General features: G+C 49.0%; 12 protein-coding genes and 4 tRNA genes. 8 read left to right on the top strand and 8 right to left on the bottom strand.

Translation table 11 applies throughout. The features are described 5' to 3' along the window. Window positions 1-9: 9 nt before the first annotated feature. From Q399_RS0102915 to Q399_RS0102885, 7 genes are read right to left on the bottom strand one after another with little or no spacing between them, the layout of a single operon-like run. Window positions 10-1,896 (bottom strand): XrtA/PEP-CTERM system amidotransferase, encoded by a 1,887-nt coding sequence (locus Q399_RS0102915; RefSeq protein WP_031565309.1) that lies wholly within the window; start codon window positions 1,894-1,896, stop codon window positions 10-12. A gap of 9 nt (window positions 1,897-1,905) precedes the next feature. Then, window positions 1,906-2,994: a TIGR03088 family PEP-CTERM/XrtA system glycosyltransferase gene (locus Q399_RS0102910; protein ID WP_031565307.1), complete on the bottom strand. Its 1,089-nt coding sequence runs from the start codon at window positions 2,992-2,994 to the stop codon at window positions 1,906-1,908. A gap of 5 nt (window positions 2,995-2,999) precedes the next feature. Then, on the bottom strand, window positions 3,000-4,424 hold the full coding sequence (gene xrtA, locus Q399_RS21355) for an exosortase A (RefSeq protein ID WP_084164058.1): 1,425 nt from the start codon (window positions 4,422-4,424) through the stop codon (window positions 3,000-3,002). Next, window positions 4,411-5,622 (bottom strand): TIGR03087 family PEP-CTERM/XrtA system glycosyltransferase, encoded by a 1,212-nt coding sequence (locus Q399_RS0102900; RefSeq protein ID WP_031565303.1) that lies wholly within the window; start codon window positions 5,620-5,622, stop codon window positions 4,411-4,413. Before Q399_RS0102900 ends, xrtA begins: the two co-directional genes overlap by 14 nt. A gap of 3 nt (window positions 5,623-5,625) precedes the next feature. Continuing rightward, on the bottom strand, window positions 5,626-6,657 hold the full coding sequence (locus Q399_RS0102895; protein ID WP_031565301.1) for a FemAB family XrtA/PEP-CTERM system-associated protein: 1,032 nt from the start codon (window positions 6,655-6,657) through the stop codon (window positions 5,626-5,628). A 24-nt stretch (window positions 6,658-6,681) separates the two neighbouring features. After that, entirely contained in the window at window positions 6,682-7,539 is an 858-nt protein-coding gene (locus Q399_RS0102890) for an XrtA system polysaccharide deacetylase (RefSeq protein WP_031565299.1), read from the bottom strand. A 5-nt stretch (window positions 7,540-7,544) separates the two neighbouring features. Continuing rightward, complete coding sequence (locus Q399_RS0102885) at window positions 7,545-8,951, bottom strand: TIGR03013 family XrtA/PEP-CTERM system glycosyltransferase (RefSeq protein WP_031565296.1); 1,407 nt, start codon at window positions 8,949-8,951, stop codon at window positions 7,545-7,547. 188 nt (window positions 8,952-9,139) lie between these two features. Between Q399_RS0102885 and Q399_RS0102880 the strand changes: the two genes are divergently transcribed. Genes Q399_RS0102880 through Q399_RS0102865 form a run of 4 tightly spaced genes read left to right on the top strand, consistent with a single transcriptional unit; the run spans window position 9,140 to window position 13,864 of the window. Beyond that, on the top strand, window positions 9,140-9,769 hold the full coding sequence (locus Q399_RS0102880) for an XrtA/PEP-CTERM system exopolysaccharide export protein (protein ID WP_031565293.1): 630 nt from the start codon (window positions 9,140-9,142) through the stop codon (window positions 9,767-9,769). A gap of 24 nt (window positions 9,770-9,793) precedes the next feature. Next, entirely contained in the window at window positions 9,794-11,380 is a 1,587-nt protein-coding gene (locus Q399_RS0102875; RefSeq protein WP_031565291.1) for an XrtA system polysaccharide chain length determinant, read from the top strand. Continuing rightward, window positions 11,377-12,243 (top strand): XrtA-associated tyrosine autokinase, encoded by an 867-nt coding sequence (locus Q399_RS0102870; RefSeq protein ID WP_031565289.1) that lies wholly within the window; start codon window positions 11,377-11,379, stop codon window positions 12,241-12,243. Before Q399_RS0102875 ends, Q399_RS0102870 begins: the two co-directional genes overlap by 4 nt. Next, complete coding sequence (locus tag Q399_RS0102865) at window positions 12,212-13,864, top strand: hypothetical protein (RefSeq protein WP_157836212.1); 1,653 nt, start codon at window positions 12,212-12,214, stop codon at window positions 13,862-13,864. Before Q399_RS0102870 ends, Q399_RS0102865 begins: the two co-directional genes overlap by 32 nt. A 51-nt stretch (window positions 13,865-13,915) precedes the next feature. Here the strand turns inward: Q399_RS0102865 and Q399_RS0102860 are convergent, their stop codons facing one another. Beyond that, window positions 13,916-14,977, bottom strand: coding sequence for an XrtA/PEP-CTERM system-associated ATPase (locus tag Q399_RS0102860; RefSeq protein ID WP_031565284.1), 1,062 nt, complete (start codon window positions 14,975-14,977; stop codon window positions 13,916-13,918). 287 nt (window positions 14,978-15,264) lie between these two features. Here Q399_RS0102860 and Q399_RS0102855 point away from each other — a divergent pair. The 4 genes from Q399_RS0102855 to Q399_RS0102840 all read left to right on the top strand — a co-directional run bounded on the left by Q399_RS0102855 (window position 15,265) and on the right by Q399_RS0102840 (window position 15,631). Continuing rightward, window positions 15,265-15,340: transfer RNA gene (locus Q399_RS0102855), tRNA-Ala, on the top strand. A 14-nt stretch (window positions 15,341-15,354) separates the two neighbouring features. After that, window positions 15,355-15,430, top strand: a tRNA-Glu gene (locus Q399_RS0102850). Between the two features lie 24 nt (window positions 15,431-15,454). Beyond that, a tRNA-Glu gene (locus Q399_RS0102845) sits at window positions 15,455-15,530 on the top strand. Window positions 15,531-15,555: 25 nt separating this feature from the next. Next, a tRNA-Glu gene (locus tag Q399_RS0102840) sits at window positions 15,556-15,631 on the top strand. The last annotated feature ends 1 nt before the right edge of the window (window position 15,632 follow it).

The raw sequence follows: 15,632 nt of genomic DNA, 5'->3' as shown, positions 1-15,632 counted from the left end.
TGAGTTCCTTTAGTTCGATTGGCGCAGGAAATTTTCAAACATCAGCAGGGTCCACAAAGCCGTGCTGTGGTCGCGTTGGCCGCTTTGATGCTGATCCAGCCAGCGGCTGATAGTGTCCATCCGGAACAGGCCGCTGTCTTTTATCACGTCGCTCAGCAGTGCTGCACGGACCTGCTGCTGTAAAGGGCCACGGAACCATTCGGCCAGCGGCACCCGGAAACCCATTTTTGGCCGGTACAGAATGTCGGCAGGCAGATAAGGTTCCATCGCTTTTTTCAGCACATATTTGCCTTCACCGGCGCGCAGTTTTTGCGCTGTGGGTACCTTGGCGCTCCACTCAACAAATTTATGGTCCAAAAACGGCACCCGCACTTCGAGGCTGTTGGCCATACTGGCGCGGTCGACTTTGGTCAGGATGTCGCCGACCAAATAAGTACGGATATCAATGTATTGCAGTAACGCCAAGGGTTCTGTGCCATCAAAATCAGCGGCAACTTCGCGGAACAATTCAAGCGTGTTATAGCCCTGCAACTGAGCTTTGAGTTTGTCGGAGAATAACTCGTCACGTTGTTGCTGTTTCAGCAGTGAAATACCGTGTAAATAACCTTCGACTAAATCCATTGCCAGGGACTGGAAAGTGGTTTTGGCGCGTAAAAAACGCGGTGCCCAGTCCAGTTTCGGGTAAATTTTGCCAAGTGGTTTGAATACCGCGCTGCGCAGCCACTGCGGTAACTTGTCGCGCACCTGCTGCTCAGCCATCAATAGCTTGTAGCGCCGGTAACCGGCTAATAGTTCATCGGCGCCATCGCCGGACATACAGACCGTGACTTTACTGCGCGCCAGTTCACAGACGCGGTAGGTGGCAAGCGCTGACGAGTCGGCATACGGCTCGTCATAAAAATGGGCAAGCTTCGGAATAAGCTCAAAATCGTCGGCTTTAACGATTTTGCTGTCGTGCAGCGTGTGATAACGAGTCGCAACTTGCTGCGCATAACTGGTTTCGTCGTAAGCGGCGACATCAAAGCCGATCGAGCAGGTTTTGACCGGCTGGTCTGACATACCGGCGATAAGGGCCACTACGGCACTGGAATCAACACCGCCAGATAAAAACGACCCAAGCGGCACTTCGGTAACCAGATGGCTGTTGATGGCAGTGTTGAGCTGCTCAACCAACTGCTGCTGATAATCCTGATCTGACAGTTCCACTTGCTCGCGGTAACTCAGGTGCCAATACGTATTAAGCTTTGGAGTTGGCTCGGCAGTGGACAGCACCAGCGTTTGCGCCGGGCAGAGTTTTTTCACTGCGCTGTAGATTGTGTCCGGTTCTGCGACATAACCAAGGGCAAAATACTGTTCAATGGCTTTGGCATTGATGGTTTTATCGAGGCCCGGTAGTAATTTCAGACTTTTCAGCTCAGATGCGAAATATATCGAGTCATCAAGTAGGGTGTAGAACAGCGGCTTGATACCAAGCCGGTCGCGGGCCAATAACAAGCGTTGTTGTTGTTTATCCCAAAAGGCGTAGGCGAACATCCCCTGTAGCTTTTCAACGCAGGCGTCACCCCATTCGATGTGGCCGCGCAAGATGACTTCAGTGTCGCAGTGGGTCTTAAACTGATGCCCGAGTGTTTCAAGGTCAGCGCGAAGCTGCATGAAGTTGTATATCTCACCGTTAAAAATCAGCACATAACGGTCTGTTTCGTCGGACATCGGTTGCTGACCACTGGCGAGGTCGATGATCGACAAGCGGCGATGACCAAGGCCAACCTGCTCATCAATATACTGGTCACCTTCATCCGGTCCGCGGTGGAACTGCGCCTGATTCATAGACGCCAACAACGCTGCGTCTACCGGGCGTCCCTGCTTGAGCCGGAACATGCCAACGATGCCACACATAACAACTTCCTATTGGTTAATTTCGCGATAAAGCGCGAGGTATTGCGCTACCATAGCCTGTTCACTGAACTGCCGGCAAACTCTTTCCCGGCATTGGGTACCGGCAGCTGTGGTTGCCGCCTGATCCGCTAAAAAAAACAGCATGGCGTCGGCCAGTGCCTGTGCGTCGCGCTCTGGTACCAACTGACCTTGCGCCGGACTAATCAGTTCAGGCAAGCCACCGACATCAGTTGCAATAATAGCGAGGCCAGAGGCCATCGCTTCCAGTACTGTCATCGGAATACCTTCGGCGACTGACGACAACACAAAAGCCTGACTTTGCGCCATCAATTCGGCGATATCCTGGCGCTCGCCAAGCCACTGCAGCTCTGGTGCAGCTAAACCTAAGTCGGTGGCCGTTTGCTGTAAACGCTGGCGCTCAGGACCATCACCGACTAACCAGCATTGAAATGGCAGTGTGGTTTGGGCGCGAAGTATAGCGATGGCATGCAGCAGCGTATGCTGGTCTTTCACTGTGGCAAGCCGCGCAACGTGGATAAAAGTATAAGGCTCAGCTTTTTGTTGCTGCGGAGAAAAACGCTCCAGATTAATGCCGTTATAAATCAGCCGGTTTTTGCGCGCGTTGATGTTGACTACAGCGCCGAGCCACTCATGCAGTTCGCCGCTGACAGCGACATAACAATGTAAGAACGGGCTCATCAGCCGGCGCAGCCACTGATATTTTTTGTTTTCGCCTTTTGGGTCGGAGATATCACGGCCATGTTCGGCGTGCAAATGGCCGGTAACGCCGGCAAGCCAGGCCACCGGGTGGTATTCCAGTGTAGCCAGATTATAGCTGTGCAGAATATCTGGCCGGATCTCGCGCAGTAAGCGCCATAATCGCCAGTGCACAGCTAGATCTGCGCCTGGTTTTTTATGCAGACAATACACAGCAACATCTGCCGGTAACTGCGCGGCAAATTCTGTGGCATAAGTCAGGCTAATCACCACATGCTGATAATCCTGCCCTTGCATTTGGCGAATGCAATTAAGCATGACCCGCTCGAGGCCACCGGTATCCAGACAATAAATTAAATGGGCGATTAAAGGCTTTTTCATCTTGTTCAGGGCAATGCCTGCAGGCGCTTAGCAACCTGCTCCAGTTGCTGCGGCTGAATATCTAATAAAGTGCCGGGTAGATTGGCCGCCCGGACTTCGGAATAGCCCTGGTCGCCGCTCAGTAATGCCAGCACCTGATAAAGTTTGGCTTTTGACGCTGATGTTGTCCGGTAGTCAGCTATTTTGTACTGATAAAGCAGAACTTGCTGTTCGCCGGATCCGCTGCGTAGTTCTATGACTTGATAAGATTCTCCAGCCAAAGTGACGGAATGTTGGGAGGTTTCCGACCAGTATTTGCGTTGGTACAAACGGTTATTCCAACTGATCAGCTCGCCTTTTTGTTGTTTATGGCCATAACGCGCCAGTAAATAACCACGGCCTTCGCTATCCCAAATCTGTAAACGTGCAAGACCGTCGTTGAAGCCTGGTTTCCACGGGCGGGCCAGCTCAGCGCTAAAACCTGCCGGGGTGGCCAGTTGCTCTGCCTCTGCCGGCGCTGCAATCTCGGTAATTTGGCTGCGTAACGCCAGCGTTGCACCCAGCACTAACAAAGCACAGGCAACTGGCCGCCAAAATTGGCCAGTGGCGGGAGTCGCAGTGCTGGTCTCCAGCAGTGGTGCTTTGTCGGCAAAACGACCACCAATCCAAAACATACTGAACATCACCAGTGCGAAAAATAGCCAGCCATAGACAAAATGATCAGCACCAAAACCGTATTGCATATTGGACGTTTCACCGATCCAAATCAGGAAAAAGGCGCGCAAACAGTTCGCTAGCACTGAAAACAGTAAAATAGCGCTAATAAACAGCAGATGTTTCCACCAGACCCGGTAAGTTAAAAACGAATACAAAGTTCCGATGGCAATAGAGGCAATCAAAAAACGCAGACCCGAGCAGGCCTCAGCAACTTCAAACTGACCAACAGGTGTAGTTAGGTACAAGCCTTCGCGCAGTACAGGAATTCCGGTTAGATTTAGCATAAACACACTGACAGTGGCAGTTAAATCCTGCAAAGGCAGATTCAGTGCGTCGCCAAATGGCACCATAAAAATAAGGTAAATCAATGGAAAAGCCACCTGACGGCCGAGTTGCCAGCCGATCAGGCTGAGGGTCAGCAGCTGTAACACAAAGATAGCACTGAAGTGAGTCAGGCTGTTGACGTCAGCGGCGTAACCGACGAGCCAAACAAAAGCGCAGACCAGGGCTGCCAGTACTGGCAACAACGTTGGCTTTGCCGGTGCGTTGATGTACTGGCGCTGGTCATACAGCAACCAGGCTGCAATCAGCGGAATGATATAGCAATGGGTATAAGTATCGGAGCTGCGCCAGACTGCTTCCATATTCTGCAAGGTTGGCCAGAATACCAATGCCCAAACAACGCACAATAATCCAAACAGAGACAGGGTCGGCAGATAGTTATTTTTCAGCATGTTGCAAATAACCAGGCAAAGGCGTTAGGGTCGCTGGCCAGGTAAAATGCTGTTGTACCCACTCTCTGTTGGTGCAAAGTGCATCTTCCTGTTGCAGCATGGTCAAACAGAGTTGCAGAAACTCTGCCGCGTCGTCGGATTGTGCCAGATAGAGCGAAGCTGGCGCATTAATACCTTCCATGGCCATATCACTGGCGACGACCTTTTTATTTAGTGCCATCGCCTCCAGTACTTTATTTTGAATGCCGCGGGCGATTCGCAGTGGGGCAACTACCAGTGCAGCCTCGCTAATATAAGGCCGGACGTCGTCGACACGTCCAGTGACACGCACTTGCTGTTGGCCATGCAATGCCAGCACTTCGCTGGTTGGATTTCCGCCAACGATATAAAAATGCAAATCCGGCCGCTGGGCACGAAGTTGTGGCCAGACTTGTTGACAGAACCACAACACCGCATCGACATTGGCCCAATAATCCATTGCGCCGGTAAACACCAGATAAGGCTGTTGCAACGGATATTCCGGCTCTTTCATAGCTGCGGCAGGGTCAAAAAACTGCACATCCACACCGTTCAGTAGCGGCTGGATTTTGTTGGAAAGTGTCGCGGGCATCAACTGTCGAAACAGGGCTGCTTCGTCTGGTGAAACAAACAAGCTGTAATTAAAAGCTGAGCAATAATGTTGCTCCAGTCGTTGCAGTTGACGGAACTCCCGGCGGTACACCCAGCTCATCACGCCCCGTTGATTGTCGGCATACTGGCGCCATTTATCAGAATCAACGTCAACGAAATCGATGACGCGATGCAGGTGGCTGTATTGTGGAAAATCAACGTATTGCGCCATCGAAGACGAAAACACCATCACAGTATCAATCTGATGTTTAGCAATGGTCTGATGGACCCAATGCTGTAATTCATGATCAGCATAGTAGGGCAGTGTAATGGGCTTGCCGGTCAGAAAAGCGCTTAGGCCCCGTAATTTGGCAAAGGATTTACGCAGGCGCCGGAATTTATATTCGACACACCAATCCGCCAATTTGTCGATGTACTGAAAATCATATTCATCGTCGACAAAACAGCCGAGATACACTTCATATTGCGCCGACAGCGCCTTTAACAAATTAAAAGATCTGATCTTGTCGCCTTTATTCGGCGGGTACGGAATGCGATGGCACAGGTACAATAATTTAGGCTTTGCCATACATTACCCCAGATACTTGGCTAAGAGTGGACCAAGCAAACGACTTACTGATAAAGGTAACTTTTGCCACATCCGGATGAATAATTGGTACTTCGGGTTGTTCGGACTTAAATTGGATAACTTTTCTGCTTTGACCAGCTTAAACTGATAATGCAATAAGCTGTCCTGCATGCCCCAGTGTTTTTTATAACTGTAAGCGCCCGAATCGAGTTTACTGCGACCGAAATCATAGAAAGTACAGGCTTTGTCTCTTTTCGCATGACACATCAACTGGTAATACATCAGGTCATTACTTTTTAATTCTCGCGCAACAGGTTTACCGCCACCGTAGTAAGGCAGGACTTCGTTGCGGAAATAAAAATTAAATACCGAAGATACCGGCTGTCCCTGATGGCGGATAGTCAGGATTTCGGTGCTGTCAGCAAACTCACGCTGCAATTCGTCCAGCAGTTTTTTGCTAAAGACCGGGGTACCAAGATTACGCAGACTTTCCGAGTAAATCTGGTAGAAATCATCGTTGTTTTGCTCGAGATGCCAGCTCAGGTCAGTTTGCAGCGCTTTGCGAATGAGTGCCCGTTGGTTCTTTTTAATACCAGCGAGAATAGCTGCATCGTCTTCGGCCAAAGTGCAGCCAAAAGTGGCATGTTGGCTACGGGTGATCCAATCATTGTCCTGCGCATTTTTATAGCGCAGTTCGACGTGGTTCACGCCCAGGCGCTGGCCAATTTCCAGCGCAGCCTGCTCAAGCGCACGACGCACCTCAGCAGGCCCTAAAGCACCGCCATAGACGCAAAAAGGGGTTGAGACCAGGGCATAACCGAATAAGGCACTTTTTACTTCAGCCAGCGGCAGAACACCGACAATTTGATTGTCCTGCAGGGCGTATAAAAAGTGTGGTTGGTGGCGGAAACTGTGCCACAGCACATTCTGCCAGCCAGACAGATGAAAAAAGGTGCCGTCTTCCTGATCTTTAACAAACTGATCCCACTCCGGCCTTCTGGAGTCCTGCAGCGCTAAGGTGGCAATACTGTACATCTAGTTCCCTTAGTTGTTATTGTTTTATTGAGAGTTTTGCAGTTCGCTCTGGTAAACCTGTTCCAGACTACCCCAGTTAAACTGGGTCAGCAATGCTGCCAGTTTATTTTCCATCCGGTTCAGATTGACGTAATGACGGAAGCGGGATTTCAGGCCAGCTCCTTGTACCCGGGGTTGTGCCGGATCTATCTCCCACGGGTGGAAATAGAACATATAAGGCATCTTGTCTTCCTGCAGGAATTTTGCGATCAACCTGCTGCTGAGCCAATAAGGCATTAACCTGAAATAACCACCGCCAGCGATTGGCAGTTGTTTGCCATGCATCACTAGCGTGGGCATCGGTATCTCTAATAACCCTTCCGGTCGCATATAAGGCTGTTGTGGCCAGTCTGGAACACCATATAAGTCATGTTTGACCGGATAGGTGCTGGAGCTGTAGCCGTGGCCCAGCTCTTTGAGGATCTCAAAGGCCCATTCGCTTTGTTTGTTGATAGAAAAACTGGGTGCACGATAACCGACAACTGGCTGACCAGTCAGCTGTTCCAGCATGTCTTTTGCTTTGCTCGCATCGGCGCGAAACTCCGCCGGCGTTTGCTGGTGAACTTTGGTGTGGGCATAACCATGGCTGGCCACTTCATGGCCGCGACGCTGCACTTCTTTCACCAGATCGGGAAACTTCTCAGCGACCCAGCCGAGAAAGAAAAAGGTTGATTTCGCCTGATGCTGGTCAAATAAGTCCAGTAGGCGGCGGGTGTTTAAATCTACCCGCGGGATCAGACTATCCCAGTCACCAGGCTGGATTTGTCTCTCAAAAGCAGCAACGTGAAAGTAATCTTCCACGTCTACTGTCATTGCATTTAGTTTCTGCAAAGCCACTGACATCGTTATTACCGGCCCTTGCCAAAAATCACAATTTCGACAGTGCGGATCAGGATAATCAGATCCAGCAGCAAAGTGCGGTGTTTTATGTAATACAGATCAAACTTGAGTTTTTCCTGCGCATCTTCGGTCGTCGAGCCATACGGATATTTTAACTGTGCCCACCCGGTCAGGCCTGGCTTCACGTTATGACGCTGATTGTAATAAGGAATTTCCTTGACCAGCTTTTCGACAAACTCCGGGCGCTCAGGGCGTGGGCCAACAAAACCCATGTCGCCTTTGATAATGTTGAATAACTGCGGTAATTCATCGACACGGTATTTGCGGATAAAGCCACCAATTTTCGTAACGCGCGAGTCGTTTTTAGTAGCCCACTGCGCACCGCCTGCTTCGGCATCCGGGCGCATACTGCGGAACTTCAGAATTTGGAATGGCTTGCCATCGATACCGATACGGATTTGGCGGTAAAACACTGAAGCACCGGTGCGGCGGCCATCGTCAAAATAAATGACCAGCGCGGTGATCAGCATAATAGGCCACACTGCAGCAAGGACGAGCAGCGCCAGAATCGCATTTAATCTGTGATCCAGGCTGGTTTTGAACCTGTGGTTCATCTCAAAACCGTTCGAATAAATGACCCAGCTCGGATAAATCAGATTAACGGCGATTTGGCCGGTTTCTTGTTCAATAAAATCAAGAATTTCAATAACATCAATGCCACGGGTTTTGCATTTAAACAGATGCTCAACTGGCAACATATTACGTCGTTCGTCACAGGCAATAACCAGCTGCTCAATTTCATGTTCAACAGCATACTCGTAGAGATTGGTCTTGTAGTCGAACTGGATGATTTTAGAATCCGGAATGTGGTCTTCCTGGTCACCGTCTATTTTAACAAAACCATGAATTTCAAAGTTTTTGCGGTCTACGTTACGACGCATTCGGCGTTCAATAATTGAAGCGCGTTCACCGGACCCGAGAATTAATACGCGGCGTCTGCTGATCTTAGTGATGTCATGATAGTGGAACAGCATCCGGAATGAGGTCAGAGTGACCAGCGATATAAACGAGGCAACCAAATTAAACAGGAACCCCAGATGCAGTGAAGGGATCAGACTGAAGATGAATACTTCTAACAAGATGCCTGCAAGGAAAAGAGTGATCAACACGCGCTTCAACACACCTCCGGTGTCCTCACGCAGCTTTTGATCATACAAACCGACAGACAATGCACATAGCATCACACAACCGGTGTAAAGAACTGCGTTAATCGCAGCCAGTTCCTGATCTATCGGTTGATAAAAAGAAAGGATAAAAGATGCTGCAAAGCTCGAGGCTAAAAGCAGCAGCATTTCGCCCAGCAGAAAGAGCTTCTCTGCCAGTGTATTTCCCCCGTAACGAACAGCCTTATTCATTGGTACATCTTCCCGGAACAACCTGAATTAAGTGCAAATTTCAGCACAGCGATCTTGACATAGTTAAGCAGAGGCAGAAGTATACGCCGGTGGTCGGAAAACTGGAATTAAATTTTTATGATAGCCGTCACAGCTATGTAAAATTCAGTTATATTAAAATCGCATCAGTAACAAAGGACGTATAAGAAATGAAAGCAAGATCTGCTATTGCCTCAATCGTTGGATCCGTGATGCTGCTTGGTTTGCAAGCATGCAGCACCAACGAATTACCAGGCGCCACAGTACAACCTGCCCGAACCACAGCTGTTGATCAATACAGCTACCTGATTGGCCCCAATGATTCTGTCACTATCTTTGTCTGGCGCAACCCTGAATTATCAGGCTCATTTATTGTTCGTCCGGACGGCAAAATCAGTACTTCGCTGGTTGAAGACGTACCTGTGGCGGGCAGAACGCCCACTCAGTTCGCCCGCGATATGGAAAAAATCCTGGCGAAATACATCCGCGACCCGGTTGTTACTGTTTCAGTTTCAGGTTTTGTCGGCCCGTTCAGTGAACAGGTTCGCGTGATAGGTGCCGCAGCAAAACCACAATCCTACCCTTACCGACAGTATATGACTGTCCTCGATCTGATGATTGCATCAGGCGGTTTAACCGATTTTGCCAATGGTAACGGTGCCAAGCTAGTCCGGGTAAAAAATGGTAAACAGATGACTTACGACGTACGCCTCGATGACTTAGTTCGCGAGGGCGATATTTCAGCAAACGTTGATATTCTACCTGGTGACATCGTTATTATCCCAGAAGCTTGGTTCTGATAGACGCATCATCGGAGTAGTTAGATGAAGGAATTAAACCTTGCGCTGGAGATGTTGCTGGTTTATCTGCAAGGGATCTGGCTCAGACGCCGTTATGTGATTTTAACGGCCTGGCTGATTTGCCCTATCGGTTGGTTGTTTGTCTTTAATATGCCTCCGACCTATCAGGCGGAGGCGAAGCTATTTGTTGAAACCCGCTCTGTGTTGGCCCCTGTATTACAGGGACTGACCATCAGGGATAATCCGCAACAAGAAATAGAGCTGATGGCAAGAACGCTGTTAAGCCGGCCGAATCTGGAAAAAATCGCCAAAGCGACAGATCTGGATATCTATGCGTCGGACAGCGCAGCATATGAAAGACTGATCGATTCGCTGAAAAGTGACATCAAGCTCAGTTCTTCCGGCCGGGAAAACATCTACGTCATTTCTTATTCAAACGCCACGCCCAAAATGGCTTTAAAGGTCGTGCAGGAAACGCTGAACACCTTTATTGAAAACCGGGTGGGTGACTCAGTCGCAAGTTCAAAAAAGGCCTCTGAATTCCTTGATACCCAGATTGCTGATTATGAAAATCGGCTGGTTGAGGCAGAGCGCCGATTATCTGAATTCAAGAAAGAACAAATTGCACTTGGTCCAATGTCGGACAGCAATTTCTATGGCCGGATTGAATCAGAAAAAGAGCGGTTGGAAGAAGCGCGGCTTACCTTAAAAGAGCTGCAGAGCAAACTCGATTCGTCACGTCGTCAGCTGAAGGGTGAAGATCCGTTATCTGCTGATCCGGCCGCAGGCTCAGCTGGCCTGACTACTGTGTATGATGAGCGGATTAAGCTGCTGCAAAATCAGCTGGATGCTTTGTTAATCCGCTATACCGACCAACATCCGGATGTGGCAGAAACCAAACGTTTATTAGCATCTCTACAGGAAATGCGTAAGCAGGAAATTGCCGGTATGCAGGCGGCTGCACGCGGTAACCCAAGCGCCAGCTCAGGTTCGGTGAATGAGGTTTATCAGAACCTGAAGATCATCACTTCGAATCTGGAAAATGAAGTGGAGTCCGCCAAGGTCCGGGTTCGCAGCTTTGAAGAAAAGCTGGAAACTCTGGAGCGGCAACGGAACGTCATTCCCGATATCGAAGCCAGATTCGCCGGTTTGAACCGCGATTATGAGCTGACCAAATCGAAGTACGAAGAGTTGCTGAGCCGTCGTGATGCGCTTAGTCTGAGCCAGAAAGCCGATGAGTCGCAACAGGATGTGCAGTTCCGTGAAATCGAACCTCCTCGCGTCCCAATGAAACCTTCTGGTCCGCCTCGCATTGCTTTTTATACATTGGTGCTGCTTGCTGGTGTGATAGCAGGTTTAACTATGGCGCTGGTCAGAAGTCAGCTGCAACCTGTAGTTACTTCTGCGCTGCAGTTAAAAACTATTTCGGATTTCCCGGTGTTTGGTTTGGTCTCGCACACCGCAAAAGATGTGTTGTTGCGTCAGAGTAAAAAACATCTGTTGTATTTCCTGGCGCTCTCCGGAGCTTTGCTGGTTTGTTATACCTTGCTGATCACCAATGAGTTGGTATTTGGTATCACAGCGAAACAGATTTTAGGATGGCTGATATGAGCACTATTGAAAAAGCACTGGATAAGTTAGGCCAGGCTGCAGTCGCTGAGCCAGTTCCTGCAATTCCGCCAGCAGAACCAGCTGATAAGCTGGTTAATGCTCAGGCGACTCTGTCCGAAAGCAAAACTGCCAGTCAGTTTATTGATATCGATTTAGACAGTTTATCGAAACGTAATTTTGTTGCTAAGGCAACAGAACGTAAGTTGATTTATGAAGAATATCGGGTGATCAAGCGGAAGCTTATTAACAACGCTTTTGGCCCGCTTAGTTCCAGTCTGAAAAACCCGAATCTGATTCTGGTGTCCAGTAGCCGGCCGGGTGAAGGTAAAACCTTCACTTCGGTAAATTTAGCGTTGAGTATCGCACTGGAGCAGGATAAGACAGTGTTGTTAGTCGACGCAGATGTGCTTCGGCCAAACGTGTCCAGAACGCTGGAAATCAGCGTGCCGCGTGGACTGACCGATTATTTGAGTTCTGACTCAGTCGACGTGACCGACATTATGTACAGCACCAATGTCGAGCGGCTGAAACTGATCGCTGCCGGTAAACCACATCATTTGTCAACCGAGCTTTTAGCGAGCGATAAAATGGCGGCTTTGGTGAATGAGTTTGCATCGCGTTATCCGGACCGGATTGTTATTTTTGACGCGCCCCCTCTGCTGGGTGTCAACGAAACTTCGGTGCTTGCAGCGATGTGCGGTCAGGCCGTGATTGTGCTGGAAGAAAACAAAACCAAACTGAATGAGCTGGAAAAAGCTATTAGCTTGTTGCCTCCCGATTTGGCTACAGGTTTTGTGATTAACAAAGCGCATTACAGCAGGGATAAAGGTTATGGATACGGATATGGTTATTATGCGGAGTAATAATTTTCCAGTAATGCGTCTTGCACCGCTGTGGCTTGCGATGGTGCCAATCCTTGCTACGGCGGAAGTGAAAATTAGCCCTTCGGTTAGCAGTGCTGTCTATGCGTACGGTATTAAAGACCAAACTGTTGATGCTGACAAGGGAATGGCTTACGAGCTGGTGCCGGAGCTGAATCTTACCTATACCGGCAGTTGGTTGAGTAGTTCACTCAATCTGCAAAGCCAAAATTTAAGTTTTGATGACGCACAACGGGACAATCAGAGTTTGTTTAGTTACCGTTGGTCTGGAAACGCCAGCTTTTTGAATGATGCTTTAGATTTGCAGCTAGGTGCTCAGCAAAATAACAGAAGGGCTTCTGGTTCTACGGCGCGGTATCAGGACCAGATAAGCTCTACCAGCGACTTAGCCAAAGTGGAGTCCCAATCGGCCTCACTTGTTTACAGTCATGACCGGTTTGACTGGGCCATTATGGACTTCAGTATCAGCGCTTCACGTTCGACTTCCGATCTTAGCTTGTCTGAGTTCGATAATGACTCAGGGGAAGGGTTAGGGCTCGAAAATAGTGCCGTAGCTGGTGCTTTTGAACTAAAAACTCAAGACCGGAATCGCAAATTCTTCTGGGGATTTAATGGTCAGGCTACAAAAACTGATCGTGACATCCGTGAATCGCAATATAACCGCAGAGCTCAAGGGGTCATTGGCGTACCATTCTTTTGGCGCGTTTCCATGATTGCGACTGGTTCGGTCGAGAATAACAGTAATATTGATGGTGGTTCTTCAGTATTCAGTCAATATCGTAATCATCGGTCTATTGGTGGTGGACTGGAATGGAAAATAACCGACCGATCCTGGTGGAACGTAACTTACAATAAAGTAAATAATGCCAAGGACGACAAAGAATATCTGGGCACCGCGTTTGAATTGGTGCCGTCGAAACGGACTAAAATCTCCGGCTCTTTGGATAAACGCTTTTTTGGTCGTACCGCTCAGGCAAAAGGTTCATATAAGCTAAAGCACCTGCGTATGGAGTTGAATGTCAGCGACACCGTAGGGTCGTTACTGGGTCTGAATGAAGGAGATTTGGAAACGAATCTGTTTGTTTGTCCACCAGGGGTCACTCCCGGCTTAGACAGCTGTTTTCAACCGCCGACCGCAAATTATCTGCCTGCAGCCGGTGAGCGGTATTACAATGTCTCAAATCCTACTTCAGATTTGAGCGAGTTTTTGGTAGTACGACGTAATGTATCCTATTTGCTTGGCTATGATTTTAACCGGTTAAAATTAGCCGCCAGATTCGGTCAGCGTAAGGATCAGTTAATAGAACGTAATTCGGTACGCGATGATAAATTTGTCAATTTGTCTGCAAACTGGCAATTGAACGCACGCAACAGTGTAACTTTATCGACCGATTACTCTGATTTGGTCTATCAGGTGGATGGCGTTAACAGCTTCAGCGATTTGACTGGTATCGTCAAATCGATGACCCTGACCTTCACCCGTAAAATTAACAAAAGCCTGACGGCTAATGCAAATTTGAAACGGATTAACGTTGATTACGGCTCAGATTCTCGGGATTATCAGGAAAATCGCGCCTGGATTGGTGTCGAGTACAAGTTTTAGCATTAAAAAAACCGCCGTAAGGCGGTTTTTTTATGTGTAACGCTTCCGACGTTACACCGGACTATCATCGTTGTCATCAGATGGTTTACCCTGACGCAAGACTTGCTGTTGCTGGTGTGTCAATAATTCATCCAGTTGCTGCGCCATGCGAATTTTATGCTGCAGCGAGTTATCCAGCAGGCCGGACAACTCAGACAGCATAGCGTGGTAGGGGTTGGTCGTGTCACTTTGAACTGCCGCAGGCGTGTCGGCCTGCTTTACCGGAGCCGCAGGTGTAGCTTCAACAGGCACTGGCGTGTGGTTGGCGACTTCGCCACTAATCTCCTGAATGACCTGACGAATATCTTCAGTAGTAAAAGTCTTCACCTCTTCCAGGAAACCGTACAACAATACCCGATCCATTAATGTATTAATTTTTCTCGGAATGCCTGAGCTGAACTGATGAATGAGCGTAAAACAGCTGTTGTCCAGTAAACCGGCAGCGCCACCGGCAGACTGAATGCGGTATTCAATATAGGCCTGGCAATCTTCCACATTCAGTGCCGACAGGTTTGAAGATGCGATGATGCGCTGACGGAACTGTTCCATGTGCGGGGACTGAATGATGGCATTGAGTTCATTCTGACCCAGTAAAAAGCTCTGTAACAGTGGCCGGCCAGCCAACTGAAAATTAGACAGCATCCGCAGCTCTTCGATGGATTCCAGTGGCAAATTTTGTGCTTCATCGACTAACAGTAGGGCACGTTTTTTCTGCTGAGCTAACAATTGCAGGTAGGCTGAAATGGCTTCCAGATAAGTGGCTTTATTATGTTCTTTAACCTGCAGTTGGAACACTGAACAAATCATCCGTAGCAAGTCGTCTGGCTCCAGTTTGGAGGTGACAATCTGCCGGGCGACAATCTGATGCGGGTCTAACTTCGCCAGCAGCTGGTTGGCAATGGTCGTTTTGCCTGTGCCGACATCACCGGTGATCACAATAAAACCTTCACCCTGACTCAGACCATATTGCAAATAAGCTAAGGCGCGTTTGTGCAGTTTGCTGGCAAAAAAACATTGCGGATTCGGCGTCAGCTGGAACGGCCGTTCTTTTAATCCATAATAAGCTTCATACATAACATCTGATCCTGAATGCTAAAACCGGCAGTACATGCGAATTAGAGGCTAGGGTAGCATAACGAGACTTCTCAGGGTATAGCCACCAGGTTAACCTGATAATGTGCCTTCGCTAGCTCATTGTTTTTTCGATAAATAGCACTGTATTGTGTTGTTTTTGCGCATCAAGATTAATTTTTGCCCGATTGAAACACAGTGCCGAAAAAAATGTTGACACTCCTGGGGCTGCCCCATAGAATGCGCCTCGTTCTGTAACGCAAAGCTTATACAGCCAGCGTTGTTGATGTGGGGCTATAGCTCAGCTGGGAGAGCGCTTGCATGGCATGCAAGAGGTCAGCGGTTCGATCCCGCTTAGCTCCACCAAGATTTCTGTATGTGTCCCTTTCGTCTAGAGGCCTAGGACACCGCCCTTTCACGGCGGTAACAGGGGTTCGAATCCCCTAAGGGACGCCAATGATATGCTCGACAGTCTACTGTGTCCCTTTCGTCTAGAGGCCTAGGACACCGCCCTTTCACGGCGGTAACAGGGGTTCGAATCCCCTAAGGGACGCCACAGATTGTCACCGTTATTTCCAGATGTCCCTTTCGTCTAGAGGCCTAGGACACCGCCCTTTCACGGCGGTAACAGGGGTTCGAATCCCCTAAGGGACGCCAT

This window comes from Rheinheimera texasensis DSM 17496, assembly GCF_000711985.1.
Lineage (GTDB): Bacteria > Pseudomonadota > Gammaproteobacteria > Enterobacterales > Alteromonadaceae > Pararheinheimera > Pararheinheimera texasensis.
Note: the sequence above shows the minus strand (reverse complement) of the source record. Positions and strands in the feature narration are given on the sequence as shown.

Bases quoted from the DNA above. Each gene is read 5' to 3' on its own strand.
- Q399_RS0102915 (WP_031565309.1), bottom strand. From the start codon at position 1,896: ATGTGTGGCATCGTTGGCATGTTCCGGCTCAAGCAGGGACGCCCGGTA.
- Q399_RS0102910 (WP_031565307.1), bottom strand. From the start codon at position 2,994: ATGAAAAAGCCTTTAATCGCCCATTTAATTTATTGTCTGGATACCGGT.
- xrtA (WP_084164058.1), bottom strand. From the start codon at position 4,424: ATGCTGAAAAATAACTATCTGCCGACCCTGTCTCTGTTTGGATTATTG.
- Q399_RS0102900 (WP_031565303.1), bottom strand. From the start codon at position 5,622: ATGGCAAAGCCTAAATTATTGTACCTGTGCCATCGCATTCCGTACCCG.
- Q399_RS0102895 (WP_031565301.1), bottom strand. From the start codon at position 6,657: ATGTACAGTATTGCCACCTTAGCGCTGCAGGACTCCAGAAGGCCGGAG.
- Q399_RS0102890 (WP_031565299.1), bottom strand. From the start codon at position 7,539: ATGTCAGTGGCTTTGCAGAAACTAAATGCAATGACAGTAGACGTGGAA.
- Q399_RS0102885 (WP_031565296.1), bottom strand. From the start codon at position 8,951: ATGAATAAGGCTGTTCGTTACGGGGGAAATACACTGGCAGAGAAGCTC.
- Q399_RS0102880 (WP_031565293.1), top strand. From the start codon at position 9,140: ATGAAAGCAAGATCTGCTATTGCCTCAATCGTTGGATCCGTGATGCTG.
- Q399_RS0102875 (WP_031565291.1), top strand. From the start codon at position 9,794: ATGAAGGAATTAAACCTTGCGCTGGAGATGTTGCTGGTTTATCTGCAA.
- Q399_RS0102870 (WP_031565289.1), top strand. From the start codon at position 11,377: ATGAGCACTATTGAAAAAGCACTGGATAAGTTAGGCCAGGCTGCAGTC.
- Q399_RS0102865 (WP_157836212.1), top strand. From the start codon at position 12,212: ATGGATACGGATATGGTTATTATGCGGAGTAATAATTTTCCAGTAATG.
- Q399_RS0102860 (WP_031565284.1), bottom strand. From the start codon at position 14,977: ATGTATGAAGCTTATTATGGATTAAAAGAACGGCCGTTCCAGCTGACG.